Below are 15,118 nucleotides of genomic sequence, written 5' to 3' on the forward strand. Positions count from 1 at the left end.
ACCGGCCCCCACCGGCCCGCAGGTTCATCACTGCGCCTCCAGCGGAGCGCCTACGCTGGGCCGCATGCCCACGTTGATCCTTGTCCGGCACGGACGTTCCACCGCCAACACCGAGGGAGTGCTCGCCGGCTGGACGCCCGGTGTCGCGCTCGACGAGCGCGGCGCCGCGCAGGCCGCGGCGCTGCCCGGCCGCCTCGCCGGGCTGCCGATAGCCGAGGTCGTCACCAGCCCGCTGCAGCGCTGCCAGGAAACGCTCCGTCCCCTCCTCGATGCCCGGCCCGAGCTCAGCCCGCACACCGACGAACGCATCGGCGAATGCCATTACGGCGACTGGTCCGGCCGCAAGCTCGCCGAACTGAAGGACGAGCCGCTGATGGAGGTCGTACAGGCGCATCCGACGGCGGCCGAGTTCCCCGGTGGTGAGTCGATGCGGGCCATGCAGCACCGGGCCGCCGAGGCCGTACGGGAGTGGAACGCGCGCGTGGAGCGCGAGCACGGGGCCGACGCCGTGTATCTGATGTGCTCGCACGGCGACGTCATCAAGTCGCTCGTCGCGGACGCACTCGGACTTCATCTGGACCTCTTCCAGCGGATCGCCGTCGAACCGTGTTCCATCACCGCGATCCGTTACACACGCCTGAGGCCGTTTCTCGTCCGTCTCGGCGACACCGGGGACTTCTCGTCCCTGGCGCCGCGCGAGGAGCCCCCGAGCGGTGACGCGACCATCGGGGGCGGTGCGGGGGCACCGTGATCGTCAACCGCAGTAGGGTGAAGCGGTCGCGGGCGGCACGCTGAACCACTCAGCCGCCGACGCGGCCGGTCCCGACGTCGATTCCAATGGAGACAGGACGTGTCCCGTCAGGTGTTCCTCTACGACCCCCCGGACCGCTTCGTGGCCGGTACGGTCGGGCTGCCCGGGCGCCGGACCTTCTTCCTGCAGGCCACCGCAGGACAACGCGTCACCAGCGTGTCCCTGGAGAAGACCCAGGTCGCCGCGCTCGCCGAACGCATGGACGAACTGCTGGACGAGGTCGTACGGCGCAGCGGCGGCAGCGCCTCGGTGCCCGCCGTCGCGCCCACCGAGGTGGCGGACACGGCGCCGCTCGACACTCCCATCGAGGAGGAGTTCCGGGTCGGCACCATGGCGCTGGCCTGGGACGGCGACGAGCAGCGCATGATCGTCGAGGCCCAGGCCCTGGTCGAGCTGGACGCCGACTCCGAGGAGGACCTCGCCGAGGCGGAGGAGCGGATGCTCCAGGACGAGGAGAACGGTCCGCCGATGCTACGCGTCCGCCTCACCGGCGCGCAGGCCCGGGCCTTCGCCAAGCGCGCCCTCGACGTCGTCAACGCGGGGCGGCCGCCGTGCCCCCTGTGCAGCCTGCCGCTCGACCCGGAGGGACACGTATGTCCGCGCCAGAACGGATACCGCCGCGGGGCCTGACGGCCGCCGACCCCGTGGTCGAGCTGCTCGCCGCCGGTGAGCTGACCGTGCGCGGGCGCGTCCGTGAGGCGTCCAACGCGGTGCTGTACTGCACCGTCTCGTACGAGGGCCGAGAGGCGGCCTGTGTGTACAAGCCCGTCGCCGGGGAGCGGCCACTCTGGGACTTCCCCGACGGCACGCTGGCACAGCGGGAGGTCGCCGCGTACGAGGTGTCCGAGGCGACCGGGTGGGCGCTCGTGCCGCCCACCGTGCTGCGGGACGGCCCGTACGGGGAGGGCATGTGCCAGCTGTGGATCGAGGGGGAGCCCGGGTCGGAGCTGCTCGCGCTCGTCGACGGTGAGGAGGCGGGCGAGGGCTGGAAGGCCGTGGGGTTCGCCGAGGTCGGGGACGGGAAGACCGCGCTCCTCGTGCACGCCGACGACGAGCGGTTGCGGCGGCTCGCCGTCCTCGACGCGGTCGTCAACAACGCCGACCGCAAGGGCGGGCATCTGCTGCCGACGGGTGGCGGGCGGCTGTACGGGATCGACCACGGGGTGACCTTCAACGTCGAGAACAAGCTACGGACGTTGTTGTGGGGTTGGGCGGGGGAGTCGCTCACCGACGAGGCCGTGGCTGTGCTGGAACGGCTGCGGGACGGGCTGGGGGAGGGCGGGCCGCTGGCGGCGCGGCTGTCGCCCTTGATCACGGGGGCGGAGCTGGAGGCCACGAGGCAGCGGGTGGCTGCCCTCCTGAAAAGCGGCCGGCACCCGGAGCCCAGCGGAGAGTGGCCGGCGATCCCGTGGCCGCCGGTGTGAGGTGCGCCTCGGCTGTGGCCGGGCGGGGTCGCGCCCCTCAAGGGGCGCGGGGCTCTGCCGATATGCGGCTCCGCCGCGATGGGGGTCCCCCCCCGCTCGAGCGAAGCCGAGAGTGGGGGAGCGACCAGCCACACACAACCCGCGGCCGCCGTACAAGCCGTATCCCCGAGCTATTGGGCGCCCCACCCCGGCCCACCCGCGTACCCCCGAGTCACCAGGCGCCCGGCTTAGCCCCGGAGGGATCGGGTTAGGCTCATGTACATGCATGCCTGGCCCGCTTCTGAGGTCCCCGCCCTGCCTGGCAAGGGCCGCGACCTCCGGATCCACGACACCGCGACCGGGAGGCTCGTCACCCTCGAGCCCGGTCCCGTCGCCCGTATCTACGTCTGCGGTATCACCCCGTACGACGCGACCCACATGGGTCACGCGGCGACCTACAACGCGTTCGACCTCGTACAGCGCGTGTGGCTCGACACCAAGCGGCAGGTTCACTACGTCCAGAACGTGACCGACGTCGACGATCCGCTCCTGGAGCGGGCCGAGCGCGACGGCGTCGACTGGGTGGCCCTCGCCGAGAAGGAGACCGCCCTCTTCCGTGAGGACATGACCGCCCTGCGGATGCTGCCGCCGCAGGACTACATCGGCGCTGTCGAGGCCATCCCCGGCATAGTGCCGCTCGTCGAACGTCTCCGGGACGCCGGCGCCGCGTACGAACTCGAAGGCGACATCTACTTCTCCGTCGAGGCCGACCCGGACTTCGGCAAGGTCTCGGGCCTCGACGCCGCCGCCATGCGCCTGCTCTCCGCCGAGCGCGGCGGCGACCCGGACCGCGTGGGCAAGAAGAACCCCCTCGACCCGATGCTCTGGATGGCCGCGCGCGAGGGCGAGCCCAGCTGGGACGGCGGCTCCCTCGGGCGCGGTCGGCCCGGCTGGCACATCGAGTGCGTCGCCATCGCCCTCGACCACCTCGGCATGGGCTTCGACGTCCAGGGCGGAGGCTCCGACCTCGCCTTCCCGCACCACGAGATGGGCGCCTCGCACGCCCAGGTGCTGACCGGCGAGTTCCCCATGGCCAAGGCGTACGTCCACGCCGGCATGGTCGCGCTGCACGGCGAGAAGATGTCGAAGTCCAAGGGCAACCTGGTCTTCGTCTCCAAACTGCGGCGCGACGGGGTCGACCCGGCCGCCATACGGCTCACGCTGCTCGCGCACCACTACCGGGCCGACTGGGAGTGGACCGACCAGGTCCTCGAAGACGCCGTCGCGCGGCTCGACCGGTGGCGCGCCGCCGTCTCCCGTCCCGACGGGCCGCCCGCCGAGGCGCTCGTCGAGGAGATCCGAGAGGCCCTCGCGAACGATCTGGACGCCCCGGCCGCGCTCGCCGCGGTCGACCGCTGGGCCACGCTCCAGCAGGAGCAGGGCGGTACGGACGAGGCGGCGCCCGGCGTCGTATCCCGTGCCGTGGACGGGCTGCTGGGTGTGGCGCTGTGACATCCTGACTCATAGGGCGCCTCCTTCGACCGAAGGGGGCGCCCTCTTCGTTGACCCGCCGTCAGCCGGTGATCATCAGGTACAACTTCAGCAATCCGTCCGGAAATTGATGTCACGTGACAATCCGGCCGGTAACTGTCGTGACGCTGTCAAGACGCTGTCGTTCGAATGGCGAAGCACTACGGGGACCATCGGCATGTGATGGGGTGACAGAGCCAGTTGAAAGCCGGACCGGCCAGCTGCCGGTCCCTTCGTGGAAGGGACGAACAGTGGCACCCCCGCACTCCTCCTCCGCACCTCACATCAGCCGGCGAAGACTGCTCGCCACGTCGGCCGCGGCCACGGCGGGCGCGCTGCTCGTCGGGGCAACGGCGGCCGGCACCGCGACGGCGGCCGACACCGCGGAGACGGCCGCCGGCACCGCGGAGACGCCCGCGAGTTCCTGGCCCGACGTCATCCCACTGCCCAACGGCTTCCGCCCCGAGGGCATCACCATCGGCGGCGGCCCGTACGCCTATCTCGGCTCCCTCGGAGACGGCTCGATCTACCGCGCCGACCTCCGTACGGGCCAGGGCGGCATCATCTCCGCGGGCCCCGGTACGCCCTCCGTGGGGCTCAAACTCGACGGCCGGGGGCGGCTGTTCGTCGCCGGACGCGGTCAGGGCGCCCGGGTGGTCGACGTGCGCACCGGCGAGATCATCGCGTCCTACGTGCTCACCACGAAGACGCCGACCTTCGCCAACGACGTCTTCCTGACCCCGCGCAGCGCCTGGTTCACCGACTCGTTCCAGCCGGCGCTCTACGCCCTGCCGCTCGGCCGCCACGGCGCCCTGCCGGACGCGGACGAGGCCGTGACGGTCACGCTCAGCGGCGACTGGACCCAGACGCCGGGCGAGACCGTCAACGCCAACGGCATCACCAGCACCCCGGACGGCAAGGCCCTGCTGGTCGTCCAGTCCGGCGTCGGCGGCCTGCACCGCGTCAATCCCAGGACCGGCGTGACCAAGCTCGTCGACCTCGGCGACGCCGCCCCCCTTACCAACGGCGACGGCCTGCTGCTCCTGGGACGGCGCCTCTACGTCGTACAGAACCGCCAGAACGCGATCGACATCTTCAAGCTCTCGAAGGACGGCCGCAGCGGCATCTTCGAGGGCCGCATCACGGACGCGGACTTCGACGTCCCGACGACGGTGGCCGCGTTCAAGAACCGCCTCTACCTGCCCAACGCCCGCTTCACCACAACCCCCACCCCGGACACGACGTACGCCGTTGTCGCAGTGGAACGCTGAGGTCACTTATAAAAACGCGCGGGGAACTGCGCGATCAACCACAACAGGCCCGCAGGTTGTCGCGCAGCGTCCCCAACACAGCTGATCATTCCTCGGACGATTCCTCGTCACCGGCATCCGGCCGTGGCGGTTTGGGCGGCCGCGTACGCCATGTACCGGCCCCCCCGTCACCCCCGTCAGCCGTAGCATGCCCGGTCGGCCCCGCAGGGTTCCCGCCCCCATCCCGGCGCCGCAGATACCGCTCGAACTCCCGAGCGATCGCCTCGCCCGATGCCTCCGGCAGCTCCGCGGTGTCCCGGGCCTCCTCCAGCGTCTGCACGTACTCCGCGACCTCGCTGTCCTCGGCGGCCAGCTGATCCACGCCCACCTGCCACGCACGCGCGTCCTCGGGCAGCTCGCCCAGTGGAATGCGCACGTCGATCAGGTCCTCGAGCCGGTTCAGCAGGGCCAGCGTCGCCTTCGGGTTCGGCGGCTGCGACACGTAGTGCGGCACCGCGGCCCAGAGCGAGACCGCCGGGACGCCCGCGTGCGTGCACGCTTCCTGGAGGATGCCGACGATGCCCGTGGGGCCCTCGTACTTGGTCTCCTCCAGATCCATCCGCTGCGCCAGGTCCGGGTCGGACGTGACACCGCTGACCGGAACCGGACGGGTGTGCGGGGTGTCGCCGAGCAGCGCGCCCAGGATGACGACCAGCTCCACGCCCAGTTCGTGGGCGAAGCCCAGCAGCTCGTTGCAGAACGAGCGCCACCGCATCGACGGTTCGATGCCTCGGACGAGTACGAGATCACGGGGCTTCTCGCCGCCGACCCTGACCACGGACAACCTCGTCGTCGGCCAGGTGATCTTCCGTACGCCGCCGTCCAGCCACACCGTGGGCCGGTTCACCTGGAAGTCGTAGTAGTCCTCGGCGTCCAGCGCCGCGAACACCTCGCCCTTCCACTCCTTGTCCAGGTGCGCGACCGCGGTTGAGGCGGCGTCGCCGGCGTCGTTCCAGCCTTCGAACGCGGCCACCATGACTGGGTCGATCAGCTCGGGAACCCCCTCCAGCTCGATCACCCAGCGCCTCCTTCCGACGTGCCCTCGCGTACGCCTCAACCTTACGGCGTGCCCAGGGGGCCTCCGCAGCCCCCTTGCACGGGGGAGTGAACGGATCAATGCCCCGTTCGCACGGCTCAAACACTCGCGGACCACAGGCGCCCTGAGTGATCGACTTCTCACAGCGACGACCGCAGCCACTGCTCCACGCTCGCGATATGGACCGTCGCCCACGAACGGGCGGCCTCCGCGTCGCGGTCGCGGAGGGCGGCGAGGATGGCGCGGTGTTCGTGAAGGGTGCGGCTGACGGCGTCCTCCTGGGTGAGGCCGCGCCAGATACGGGCCCGGGTGGTCGGGCCGGACAGGCCGTCGAGGAGGGAGCAGAGCACGGAGTTCCCGGAGCTCTGCACGATGCCCTTGTGGAACTCCAGGTCGCAGGCGACCAGCTCCTCCACCGACGGCTCGGTGCCCAGTTTGTCCAACTGCGCGCTCAGTGCGTCCAGTTGCTGCTCACTGATGCGCAGGGCGGCCATCGCGGTGGCCGCCGGCTCCAGGATGCGGCGTACCGCGAGGAACTCCAGGACGGTGTCGTCGCGGTGGAAGTCCACGACGAAACTCAGCGCCTCCAGGAGGAGTTGAGGGTCCAGGCTCGTGACATAGGTGCCGTCGCCCTGTCGTACGTCCAGGATGCGGATCAACGACAGGGCGCGCACCGCCTCGCGCAGGGAGTTGCGGGACAGCCCGAGATCGGCGGCGAGCTCGCTCTCCTTGGGCAGGCGGTCGCCGGGGCGCAGCGCGCCGGAGACGATCATCCCCTTGATCTTCTCGATCGCCTCGTCAGTGACTGCCATGGCGGCCCTCCCTGTCGTTCAGACATCCGATGTCTCAGGCCATTATGGGGCCTCCATCAGCGCCTTTACACGACAAAGGAAAGGGACGGCTCCACCGGCCCATGGATGTGCAGCCGCCCCCTTGGCCTACTGGGGCCTACTGTCCTACTTCTTGTCGAGCAGGTCCTGGACCTTCGCGCGGACCTCGTCCGTCGCCAGCCCCCGGATCGTCAACGTCGTACGCCGCCGCAGCACATCGTCGACCGTCTCGGCCCACTCGGTGTCCCGCGCGTACACGACCTGCGCCCATATCTCCGGCGCGTCGGGGTGCACCCGCTCACCGAGCTCGGGGTTCTCGTTGGCGAGCCGAGCGATGTCGAAGGCCAGCGACCCGTAGTGCGTGGCCAGATGCCGCGCGGTGTCGGCGCCCATGCGGGGCCTGGGCGCGGGCCGGTCGACAAGCAGCCGGTGAGCGACCGCGCGCGGATTCGCGACCCCCGGAAGCGGCAGCTTCTTCGGCAGCCTGGAGACCGGCTCGAAGTCCTCACCCAGCGGGTGCCCCGGCAGCGCCTCCAGCTTCTTCATGATCGTGCGCCCGATGTGCCGGAAGGTCGTCCACTTGCCGCCGGCCACGGACAGCATCCCGCCCCGACCCTCGGTGACGACCGTCTCCCGCTTGGCCTTCGCCGTGTCCCCGGGCCCACCCGGCAGCACCCGAAGACCCGCGAAGGCGTACGTGATCAGACCACGGTCGAGCTGCTGGTCCCGGATCGAGAACGCGGCCTCGTCCAGGATCTGAGCGATGTCCTTGTCGTTGACGGCGACGTCCGCCGGGTCGCCCTCGTACACCTCGTCCGTCGTACCGAGCAGCAGCATGTCCTCCCAGGGGAGGGCGAAGGTGATGCGGTACTTGTCGATGGGGGTGGCGAGCGCGGCTTTCCACGGGGAGGTCCGCTTCAGGACGAGGTGCGCGCCCTTGGACAGCCGGATGGACGGCGCGGCGTTCGGGTTCTCCATCCTGCGCAGGTGGTCGACCCACGGCCCGGTCGCGTTCAGCACCAGCCGCGCGTCGACCCCGAACTCGTCACCGGAGAGCCGGTCGCGCAGCTCGGCACCGGTCACGCGCCCCTTGGTGAAGCGCAGCCCGGTGACCTCGGCGTGGTTCAGTACGACCGCCCCGGACTCGACGGCCGCGCGGACCGTCATCAGGGCCATCCGGGAGTCGTTCATCTGGTCGTCGCCGTACACGGCCACGGCCTTGAGGTTCTTGGTGCGCAGCTCGGGCACGTCCTGCGCGGCCTTCGCCGGCGACAGCAGGTGTCCGACGCCGTCACCGAACGCGGAGAGCGCGGAGTAGGCGAAGACGCCCGCCCCGAGCTTCGCCGCGCCGTGCGGCCCGCCCCGGTACACGGGGAGGTAGAACGTGAGCGGGTTCGCGAGATGGGGGGCCACCTGGCGGGAGACCGCTCGGCGCTCGAAGTGGTTCTCCGCCACCAGCTTCACCGCGCCGGTCTGCAAGTAGCGCAGACCGCCGTGGAGCAGCTTGGAGGAGGCGGAGGAGGTGGCGCCGGCGAAGTCACCGGCGTCGACCAGCGCCACCCTGAGCCCGGACTGCGCGGCGTGCCAGGCGGTGGATATGCCCAGGATGCCGCCGCCGATCACGAGGAGGTCGTACGACGCCTTGGAGAGCTGCTCCCGGGTCTCGGCACGGCTCGGGTTCGAGCCGGACGCCGGGCGCGTCCCCAGGGCAGGCAGGGCTTGCAGGGTGGACTGACTGGTCATGTCGGGTTCTTACTCCTCATCAGAGCTTCGAGATCAGAGCTTCCTGGGCTCTCTCGTCAGCTCTCGTCAGTGCTCGTCTTCGATCCAGCCCATGGTCCGCTCGACGGCCTTGAGCCAGCTCTTGTACTCACGGTCGCGGGTCTCCGCGTCCATGCGGGGGGTCCACTCGGCGGCCCGGCGCCAGTTGGCGCGCAGGTCGTCGGTGCTGGTCCAGAAGCCGACGGCGAGACCGGCGGCGTAGGCGGCGCCGAGGCAGGTGGTCTCGGCGACCATCGGGCGCACCACGGGGGCGTCCAGGAAGTCCGAGAGGGTCTGCATCAGCAGGTTGTTGGAGGTCATGCCGCCGTCGACCTTGAGGGCCGCGAGCTCGACGCCGGAGTCCTTCGTCATGGCGTCGGTGATCTCACGGGTCTGCCAGGCCGTGGCCTCCAGGACGGCACGCGCGAGGTGCGCCTTGGTGACGTACCGGGTCAGGCCGGCGATCACACCGCGGGCGTCGGAGCGCCAGTACGGGGCGAACAGACCGGAGAAGGCCGGCACGAAGTAGGCGCCGCCGTTGTCCTCGACCGAGAGCGCGAGGGTCTCGATCTCGGCGGCCGTGGAGATGAGTCCCATCTGGTCGCGCATCCACTGCACCAGTGAACCGGTGACGGCGATCGAGCCTTCCAGCGCGTAGACCGGCTTCTGGTCGCCGATCCGGTAGCCGACGGTCGTCAGCAGGCCGGAGTAGGAGTTGATGATCTTCTCGCCGGTGTTCATGAGCATGAACGTGCCGGTGCCGTACGTGGACTTGGCCTCGCCCTCGGCGAAACAGGTCTGGCCGAACAGGGCCGCCTGCTGGTCGCCGAGCGCGGAGGCGACCGGGATGCCGCCGAGCAGGTCGCCCAGCTTGCCGCCGGTGATCTCCCCGTACACCTCGGCGGAGGAGCGGATCTCCGGCAGCATCGACAGCGGGACGCCGATGGACTCGGCGATCTTCTCGTCCCACTGCAGGGTGTGCAGGTTCATCAGCAGGGTGCGGGAGGCGTTGGTGACGTCGGTGACGTGGTGGCCGCCGTTGACACCGCCGGTCAGGTTCCAGATGACCCAGGTGTCCATGGTGCCGAAGAGGATGTCGCCGGCCTCGGCGCGCTCACGCAGACCCTCGACGTTGTCCAGGAGCCAGCGGGCCTTCGGACCGGCGAAGTAGGAGGCCAGGGGCAGACCGGTCTCACGGCGGAAACGGTCCTGCCCGACGTTGCGGCCGAGCTCCTTGCAGAGGGCGTCGGTGCGGGTGTCCTGCCAGACGATGGCGTTGTGGACGGGCTCACCGGTGTTCTTGTCCCACAGCAGCGTGGTCTCGCGCTGGTTGGTGATGCCGATGGCCTTGATGTCGTCGCGGGTGATGCCGGCCTTCTCGATGGCCCCGGCGACGACCTCCTGGACGTTGGTCCAGATCTCGGTGGCGTTGTGCTCGACCCAGCCCGGCTTCGGGAAGATCTGCTCGTGCTCCTTCTGGTCGACGGAGACGATACGGCCGTCCCGGTCGAAGACGATGCAGCGGCTGGAGGTGGTGCCCTGGTCGATCGCGGCGATGAACGGTCCGGCGGTGTGGGCGTCGGTCACGGTGTGCTCCTGAAGGTTCAACTGGTCAACGGGCTGTACGTACGGCGCGTGCTGAGCGTTCCGTAGGACTGCGGCTCTGGCGGCCGGCGGCTGGCGGCTCTGGTGCTCTTAAGCGAATGCGACGTTGTAGACGCCTGCCGCGATGGCTGCGCCGATCAGGGGACCGGCCACCGGGATCCAGGCGTAGCTCCAGTCGGAGCCGCCCTTGCTGGGCAGGGGGAGCAGGGCGTGGACGATACGCGGACCGAGGTCGCGGGCCGGGTTGATCGCGTAGCCGGTCGGGCCGCCGAGGGACAGACCGATGGAGACCACGACGAGAGCGGTGACCAGGGCGCCGAGGGTGCCGAGACCCTTGCCGCTGTCGTTGAGGCCCTGGGTGAGGACCGCGAGGACGAGGACGACGGTGCCGATGACCTCGGTGGCGATGTTCTGCGCCGCGTTCCGGATCTCCGGGCCGGTGGAGAAGATGCCGAGCACCGGGCCGGCGCCGGTCTCCCGCGCCTCGACGGCCTTGGCCTTGGTGGACTCCGCGCCCGGACCGCCGACGATCTCCTTGTCGGTGAGGTGGGCGTGGAACTGGCCGTAGTAGGCGATCCAGACCAGAGCGGCGCCGATCATCGCGCCGAGGAGCTGCCCGCCCCAGTAGGTGGGGACCTGGCTCCAGTCGATGCCGTCGTTCTTGAGCGCGAGCGCGAGGGTCACGGCCGGGTTCAGGTGGGCGCCGGAGAGCGGCGCGGAGGTGTAGACGGCCGTCAGAACGGCAAAACCCCACCCGAAGGTGATGGCGAGCCAACCGGCGTTACGGGCCTTGGAAGCCTTCAGCGTGACGGCGGCGCACACGCCACCGCCGAGCAGGATGAGTATGGCGGTACCGATGGTCTCGCCGATGAAGATGTCGGAGCTGGACACCCGCGACTCCTTTGTCCTTCGTCCAGGGGAAAAGGTTCGGCCCTTGGCGCTGTGACACTGTAGCGCGTATTGCCGGTAGGTGTTCGACAATGTCGACCGATGGACGGGAGTCTTGCTCTGGCGTCACGGGTGCGTCAAGAGTTGTGCTGTCGAAAACACGATCGTTACTGAGCGATCGGCCCCGTCGATCTCGAAGGGGCGCGGAAAGGGGCGGAAAGGGCGGAACGGGTACGCCGGAAAGGGCCGTGACGCCCAGTGCGCCCCGGCCCTCCTCGTGGCAGCTCGGAACCGCCCGGTCAGAACCGCCCGGCGCCCAGGTCCCGTGATACGGCGCGGGCACAGTCCCGTACCGCCGCGATCAGCTCGGGGCGCAGTTCGCCCTCACGGCAGAGGCGCTCCACGGCGCCGGTGATGCCGACCGCGCCGACGGGCATGCGCCGCCGGTCGTGGATGGGCGCGGCGATGGACGCGACGCCCTCCCAGGTCTCCTCGACGTCGGCCGCGTACCCGCGCGCGCGGGTGATGTCCAGAACACCCTCGAAGTCGGCCGCCGCGCAGACGGTCCGCTCGGTGAACGCCTTGCGCTCGCCCTCCAGAACCTCGCTGTGCGCCACGGGGTCGTACGCCGCCAGCACCTTGCCCAGGGCCGTGGAGTGCAGCGGCTGCATGGCCCCTATTTCCAGGACCTGCCGGCTGTCGTCGGGCCGGAACACGTGGTGCACGATCAGCACGCCCTGCTGATGCAGCACGCCGAGGTGGACGCTCTCGCCGCTGGAGCGGGCCAGGTCGTCCGTCCACACCAGGGCACGCGCCCGCAGCTCGTGGACGTCGAGATAGGTGGTCCCGAGCCGCAGCAGCTCGGCACCCAGCTGGTACCGGCCGGAGGCGTCGTCCTGCTCGACGAAGCCCTCGTGCTGGAGCGTGCGGAGTATGCCGTGGGCGGTGCCCTTGGCGAGGCCCAGCGATGAGGCGATGTCCGACAGGCCGAGCCGCCGCTCGCCGCCCGCGAGCAGCCGCAGCATCGCGGCCGCCCGTTCGAGCGACTGGATGTTCCGTGCCATCGCCGTCCTGCCCTCCGTCCCCTTCGACCACCGTACGCGCATGAACTTCCCACGTTCGGCAATGCCGAACACTACCGGTCCTTGCCGACCTCCCGCCAATGGCCGTCAACAGTTCTTCGGCCGCGCGGGTCACCACGTGGATTTACGGTGTCTGTCCCGTGCCCGTTCGGTGTCCATCCCGTGCCCGTCCCGTGTGCATCCGGTGCCCGTCCGATGCTCGTACCGTGCCCACCTCGCGCCCGTCGTCCGTTCGTCGTCGGAGTAAACCGCACCTCGCCACAGACGCCACACCCGTCCGCCCCGTGGACGCCCCTGACCGTCCGCGCGTGCGCCGGGCTAGGCTGACGGCGTGCGCCTTCCATCGACTTCCATGGGAAGACGCAAAGCCGACAGCCGTCGCACTCCAGGGAGCACCTTCATGGCCTCGTCGCCGAACACGTCCCCTTCGTCCGCCGCCTCCGCAGGCCGGGCCCGATCCGACGCACTGCGCCAGGCCCTCGCCACCCGCGTGGTGGTCGCCGACGGCGCGATGGGCACGATGCTCCAGGCCCAGGACCCGACCTTGGAGGACTTCGAGAACCTCGAAGGCTGCAACGAGATCCTGAACCTCACCCGCCCCGACATCGTCCGCTCCGTCCACGAGGCCTACTTCGAGGTCGGCGTCGACTGCGTCGAGACGAACACCTTCGGGGCCAACCACTCGGCGATGGCCGAGTACGACATCGCCGACCGCGTGTACGAGCTGTCCGAGGCCGGGGCACGGATCGCCCGCGAGACCGCCGACGAGTTCGGCGCCCGCGACGGCCGCCAGCGCTGGGTCCTCGGTTCCATCGGCCCCGGCACGAAGCTGCCGACCCTCGGCCACATCGGCTACACCACCCTCCGCGACGGCTTCCAGGCCAATGCCGAGGGACTCCTCGCCGGCGGCGCCGACGCGCTGATCGTCGAGACCACACAGGACCTCCTGCAGACGAAGTCCTCCATCCTCGGCGCCCGCCGCGCCATGGAAGCCACCGGCGTCGAGGTCCCCCTGCTGGTCTCGATGGCGTTCGAGACGACCGGCACCATGCTCCTCGGCTCCGAGATCGGCGCCGCGCTCACCGCACTCGAACCGCTCGGCATCGACATGATCGGCCTGAACTGTTCGACGGGCCCCGCGGAGATGAGCGAGCACCTGCGCTATCTCGCCCGCCACTCCCGCACCCCGCTGCTGTGCATGCCGAACGCCGGCCTGCCGATCCTCACCCGGGACGGTGCCCACTTCCCGCTCGGCCCCGAGGGACTCGCCGACGCCCAGGAGAACTTCGTCCACGAGTACGGTCTGTCCCTCATCGGTGGTTGCTGCGGGACGACGCCGGAGCATTCGGCACAAACCCAGCGTCATCCCCCAACGCCAGCAGGGAGGCAACACCGACCACGTCCTCGGCGACCTCGCGCAGTCGCCCGGCCAGGGCGTTCCGGTCGGCGTCGGCACCCACCTCGACCGGCACGACCTCCGCGCCGGCCGCGTTCAGGGCCGCCAACACCGCGCGCATGTCGGCCTGTTCAGCCGTACCCGCCGGAATCACGGCCAGCCACCGGCCCGACAGCCGCTGATCCGCACTCGGCCCGACCGGCGCCGGACGCCACACCGCGCGATAACGCCAATTCTCCACCTCGGTACGGCGATCCGTGCCTGACAACCAGAAGCGCTCACGCTCGAAGGCATACGTCGGCAGGGGCACCCGCCGGGCTCCAGCACCGGTGTACAGCTCAGCCCACCTGACCTGTACCCCGTGCTGGTACGCAAGCGCCAACGCCTCGACGAACTGCGCGGGTTCGGCACCACGCCCTTCGCGCATCAGCGGCACCACCACGCTGGTCCCGTCGTCCAGGCACCGTGCGGCCATCGGACTCAGCGCGGCATCCGGCCCCACCTCGAGGAACGCCGACACGCCCTGTCCGGCCAGGCACTCGACCGCGTCGGCGAACCGGACCGCCTCACGCACCTGACGCACCCAGTACTCCGGCGTGCAGAACTCCGCACCCGCCACACCACCCGACAGCGTCGACACCACCGCAAGACGCGCCGGGCCGAACGACACCCCCTCCACAACCCGCCGGAACTCCTCCAGCATCGGCTCCATCAACACCGAATGAAACGCATGACTCACCGGCAGAGACCGCGTCCGCCGCCCCAGGGCGGCAAACCGCTCCACCACCCCCCGCACGGCTTCGGCCTCACCCGACACCACCACCGAACCCGGAGCATTCACCGCGGCAACCGACACACCCTCACCCAGATGCGGGGACACCTCCTCCTCGGAAGCCTCCACCGCCACCATCACCCCGCCCCCAGGCAGCGCATCCATCAGCCGGCCACGCGCCGCCACCACACGACACGCATCACCCAGCGACAGCACACCCGCCACATGCGCCGCAGCCAGCTCACCCACCGAATGACCCACCACGAACCGCGGCACCACACCCCACGACTCCACCAACCGGAACGCCGCCACCTCGAACGCAAACAACCCCGCCTGAGCCCACACCGTCCGATCCAACAACCCCCCACCATCGGACTCCGGTGCCCACACCACCGACGTCAGCGGTGCCCCCAGCAGCGGATCCAGCACCTCACACACCGCATCCCACGCCCCCGCAAACACCGGGAACGCCTCATACAAACCCCGCCCCATACCCAACCGCTGCGCACCCTGACCCGAAAACAGCACAGCGACATCAGGCACTTCAGCCCCCGCCACACCCCGCACCACACCCGGCACATCCGACCCCGACGCCACCGCCCCCAGACCAGCCAGCAGCTCGCCGCGATCCCGGCCCGTCACCACCACCCGGTGCTCGAACACCGAACGACCCGCCGCCAGCGAGAACCCCACA

At 70.2% G+C, this 15,118-nt stretch carries 12 protein-coding genes and 1 pseudogene; 6 read left to right on the top strand and 7 right to left on the bottom strand.

The window, feature by feature from the left end:
* Positions 1 to 64: 64 nt before the first annotated feature.
* The 5 genes from CES90_RS22655 to CES90_RS22675 all read left to right on the top strand — a co-directional run bounded on the left by CES90_RS22655 (position 65) and on the right by CES90_RS22675 (position 5,015).
* Positions 65 to 751 (top strand): histidine phosphatase family protein, encoded by a 687-nt coding sequence (locus tag CES90_RS22655; RefSeq protein ID WP_189788613.1) that lies wholly within the window; start codon positions 65 to 67, stop codon positions 749 to 751.
* A 99-nt stretch (positions 752 to 850) separates the two neighbouring features.
* The gene (locus tag CES90_RS22660; protein ID WP_189788614.1) at positions 851 to 1,441 is read left to right on the top strand and encodes a DUF3090 domain-containing protein; all 591 of its coding nucleotides are present in this window, start codon (positions 851 to 853) and stop codon (positions 1,439 to 1,441) included.
* Positions 1,405 to 2,235, top strand: a complete 831-nt coding sequence (locus CES90_RS22665; protein WP_189788615.1) for an SCO1664 family protein — start codon at positions 1,405 to 1,407, stop codon at positions 2,233 to 2,235. The genes CES90_RS22660 and CES90_RS22665 overlap by 37 nt, the downstream gene beginning before the upstream one ends.
* 261 nt (positions 2,236 to 2,496) lie before the next feature.
* On the top strand, positions 2,497 to 3,726 hold the full coding sequence (gene mshC, locus CES90_RS22670) for a cysteine--1-D-myo-inosityl 2-amino-2-deoxy-alpha-D-glucopyranoside ligase (protein WP_189788616.1): 1,230 nt from the start codon (positions 2,497 to 2,499) through the stop codon (positions 3,724 to 3,726).
* A 269-nt stretch (positions 3,727 to 3,995) separates the two neighbouring features.
* A complete protein-coding gene (locus CES90_RS22675; protein WP_189788617.1) occupies positions 3,996 to 5,015 on the top strand; it encodes an SMP-30/gluconolactonase/LRE family protein in 1,020 nt (339 codons plus the stop codon).
* An 85-nt stretch (positions 5,016 to 5,100) separates the two neighbouring features.
* Here CES90_RS22675 and CES90_RS22680 read toward each other — a convergent pair whose 3' ends face one another.
* The 6 genes from CES90_RS22680 to CES90_RS22705 form a co-directional block, all read right to left on the bottom strand.
* Positions 5,101 to 6,072 (bottom strand): PAC2 family protein, encoded by a 972-nt coding sequence (locus tag CES90_RS22680; RefSeq protein ID WP_189788618.1) that lies wholly within the window; start codon positions 6,070 to 6,072, stop codon positions 5,101 to 5,103.
* A gap of 158 nt (positions 6,073 to 6,230) precedes the next feature.
* Positions 6,231 to 6,902 carry a FadR/GntR family transcriptional regulator gene (locus CES90_RS22685; RefSeq protein ID WP_189788619.1) on the bottom strand — a complete coding sequence of 224 codons (672 nt, stop codon included), beginning with the start codon at positions 6,900 to 6,902 and terminating at the stop codon, positions 6,231 to 6,233.
* Positions 6,903 to 7,046: 144 nt separating this feature from the next.
* Positions 7,047 to 8,663 (bottom strand): glycerol-3-phosphate dehydrogenase/oxidase, encoded by a 1,617-nt coding sequence (locus CES90_RS22690; RefSeq protein ID WP_189788620.1) that lies wholly within the window; start codon positions 8,661 to 8,663, stop codon positions 7,047 to 7,049.
* A gap of 66 nt (positions 8,664 to 8,729) precedes the next feature.
* Complete coding sequence (glpK, locus tag CES90_RS22695; RefSeq protein ID WP_189788621.1) at positions 8,730 to 10,268, bottom strand: glycerol kinase GlpK; 1,539 nt, start codon at positions 10,266 to 10,268, stop codon at positions 8,730 to 8,732.
* A 108-nt stretch (positions 10,269 to 10,376) separates the two neighbouring features.
* Positions 10,377 to 11,177, bottom strand: a complete 801-nt coding sequence (locus CES90_RS22700; RefSeq protein WP_189788622.1) for an MIP/aquaporin family protein — start codon at positions 11,175 to 11,177, stop codon at positions 10,377 to 10,379.
* Positions 11,178 to 11,473: 296 nt separating this feature from the next.
* Complete coding sequence (locus CES90_RS22705; protein ID WP_189788623.1) at positions 11,474 to 12,238, bottom strand: IclR family transcriptional regulator; 765 nt, start codon at positions 12,236 to 12,238, stop codon at positions 11,474 to 11,476.
* Positions 12,239 to 12,656: 418 nt separating this feature from the next.
* On the opposite strand from CES90_RS22705, the pseudogene CES90_RS22710 reads away from it, so the two are divergent.
* Positions 12,657 to 13,661: pseudogene (locus CES90_RS22710) on the top strand (homocysteine S-methyltransferase family protein); the annotation flags it as partial.
* On the opposite strand, the gene CES90_RS22715 reads toward CES90_RS22710, so the two are convergent.
* A partial coding sequence (locus CES90_RS22715) for an acyltransferase domain-containing protein (RefSeq protein ID WP_208921438.1) occupies positions 13,567 to 15,118 on the bottom strand: 1,552 nt, incomplete at its 5' end. The pseudogene CES90_RS22710 and the gene CES90_RS22715 overlap by 95 nt on opposite strands.

Origin of the sequence: Streptomyces capitiformicae (genome assembly GCF_002214185.1) — a bacterium.
GTDB classification, from domain to species: Bacteria; Actinomycetota; Actinomycetes; order Streptomycetales; family Streptomycetaceae; genus Streptomyces; species Streptomyces capitiformicae.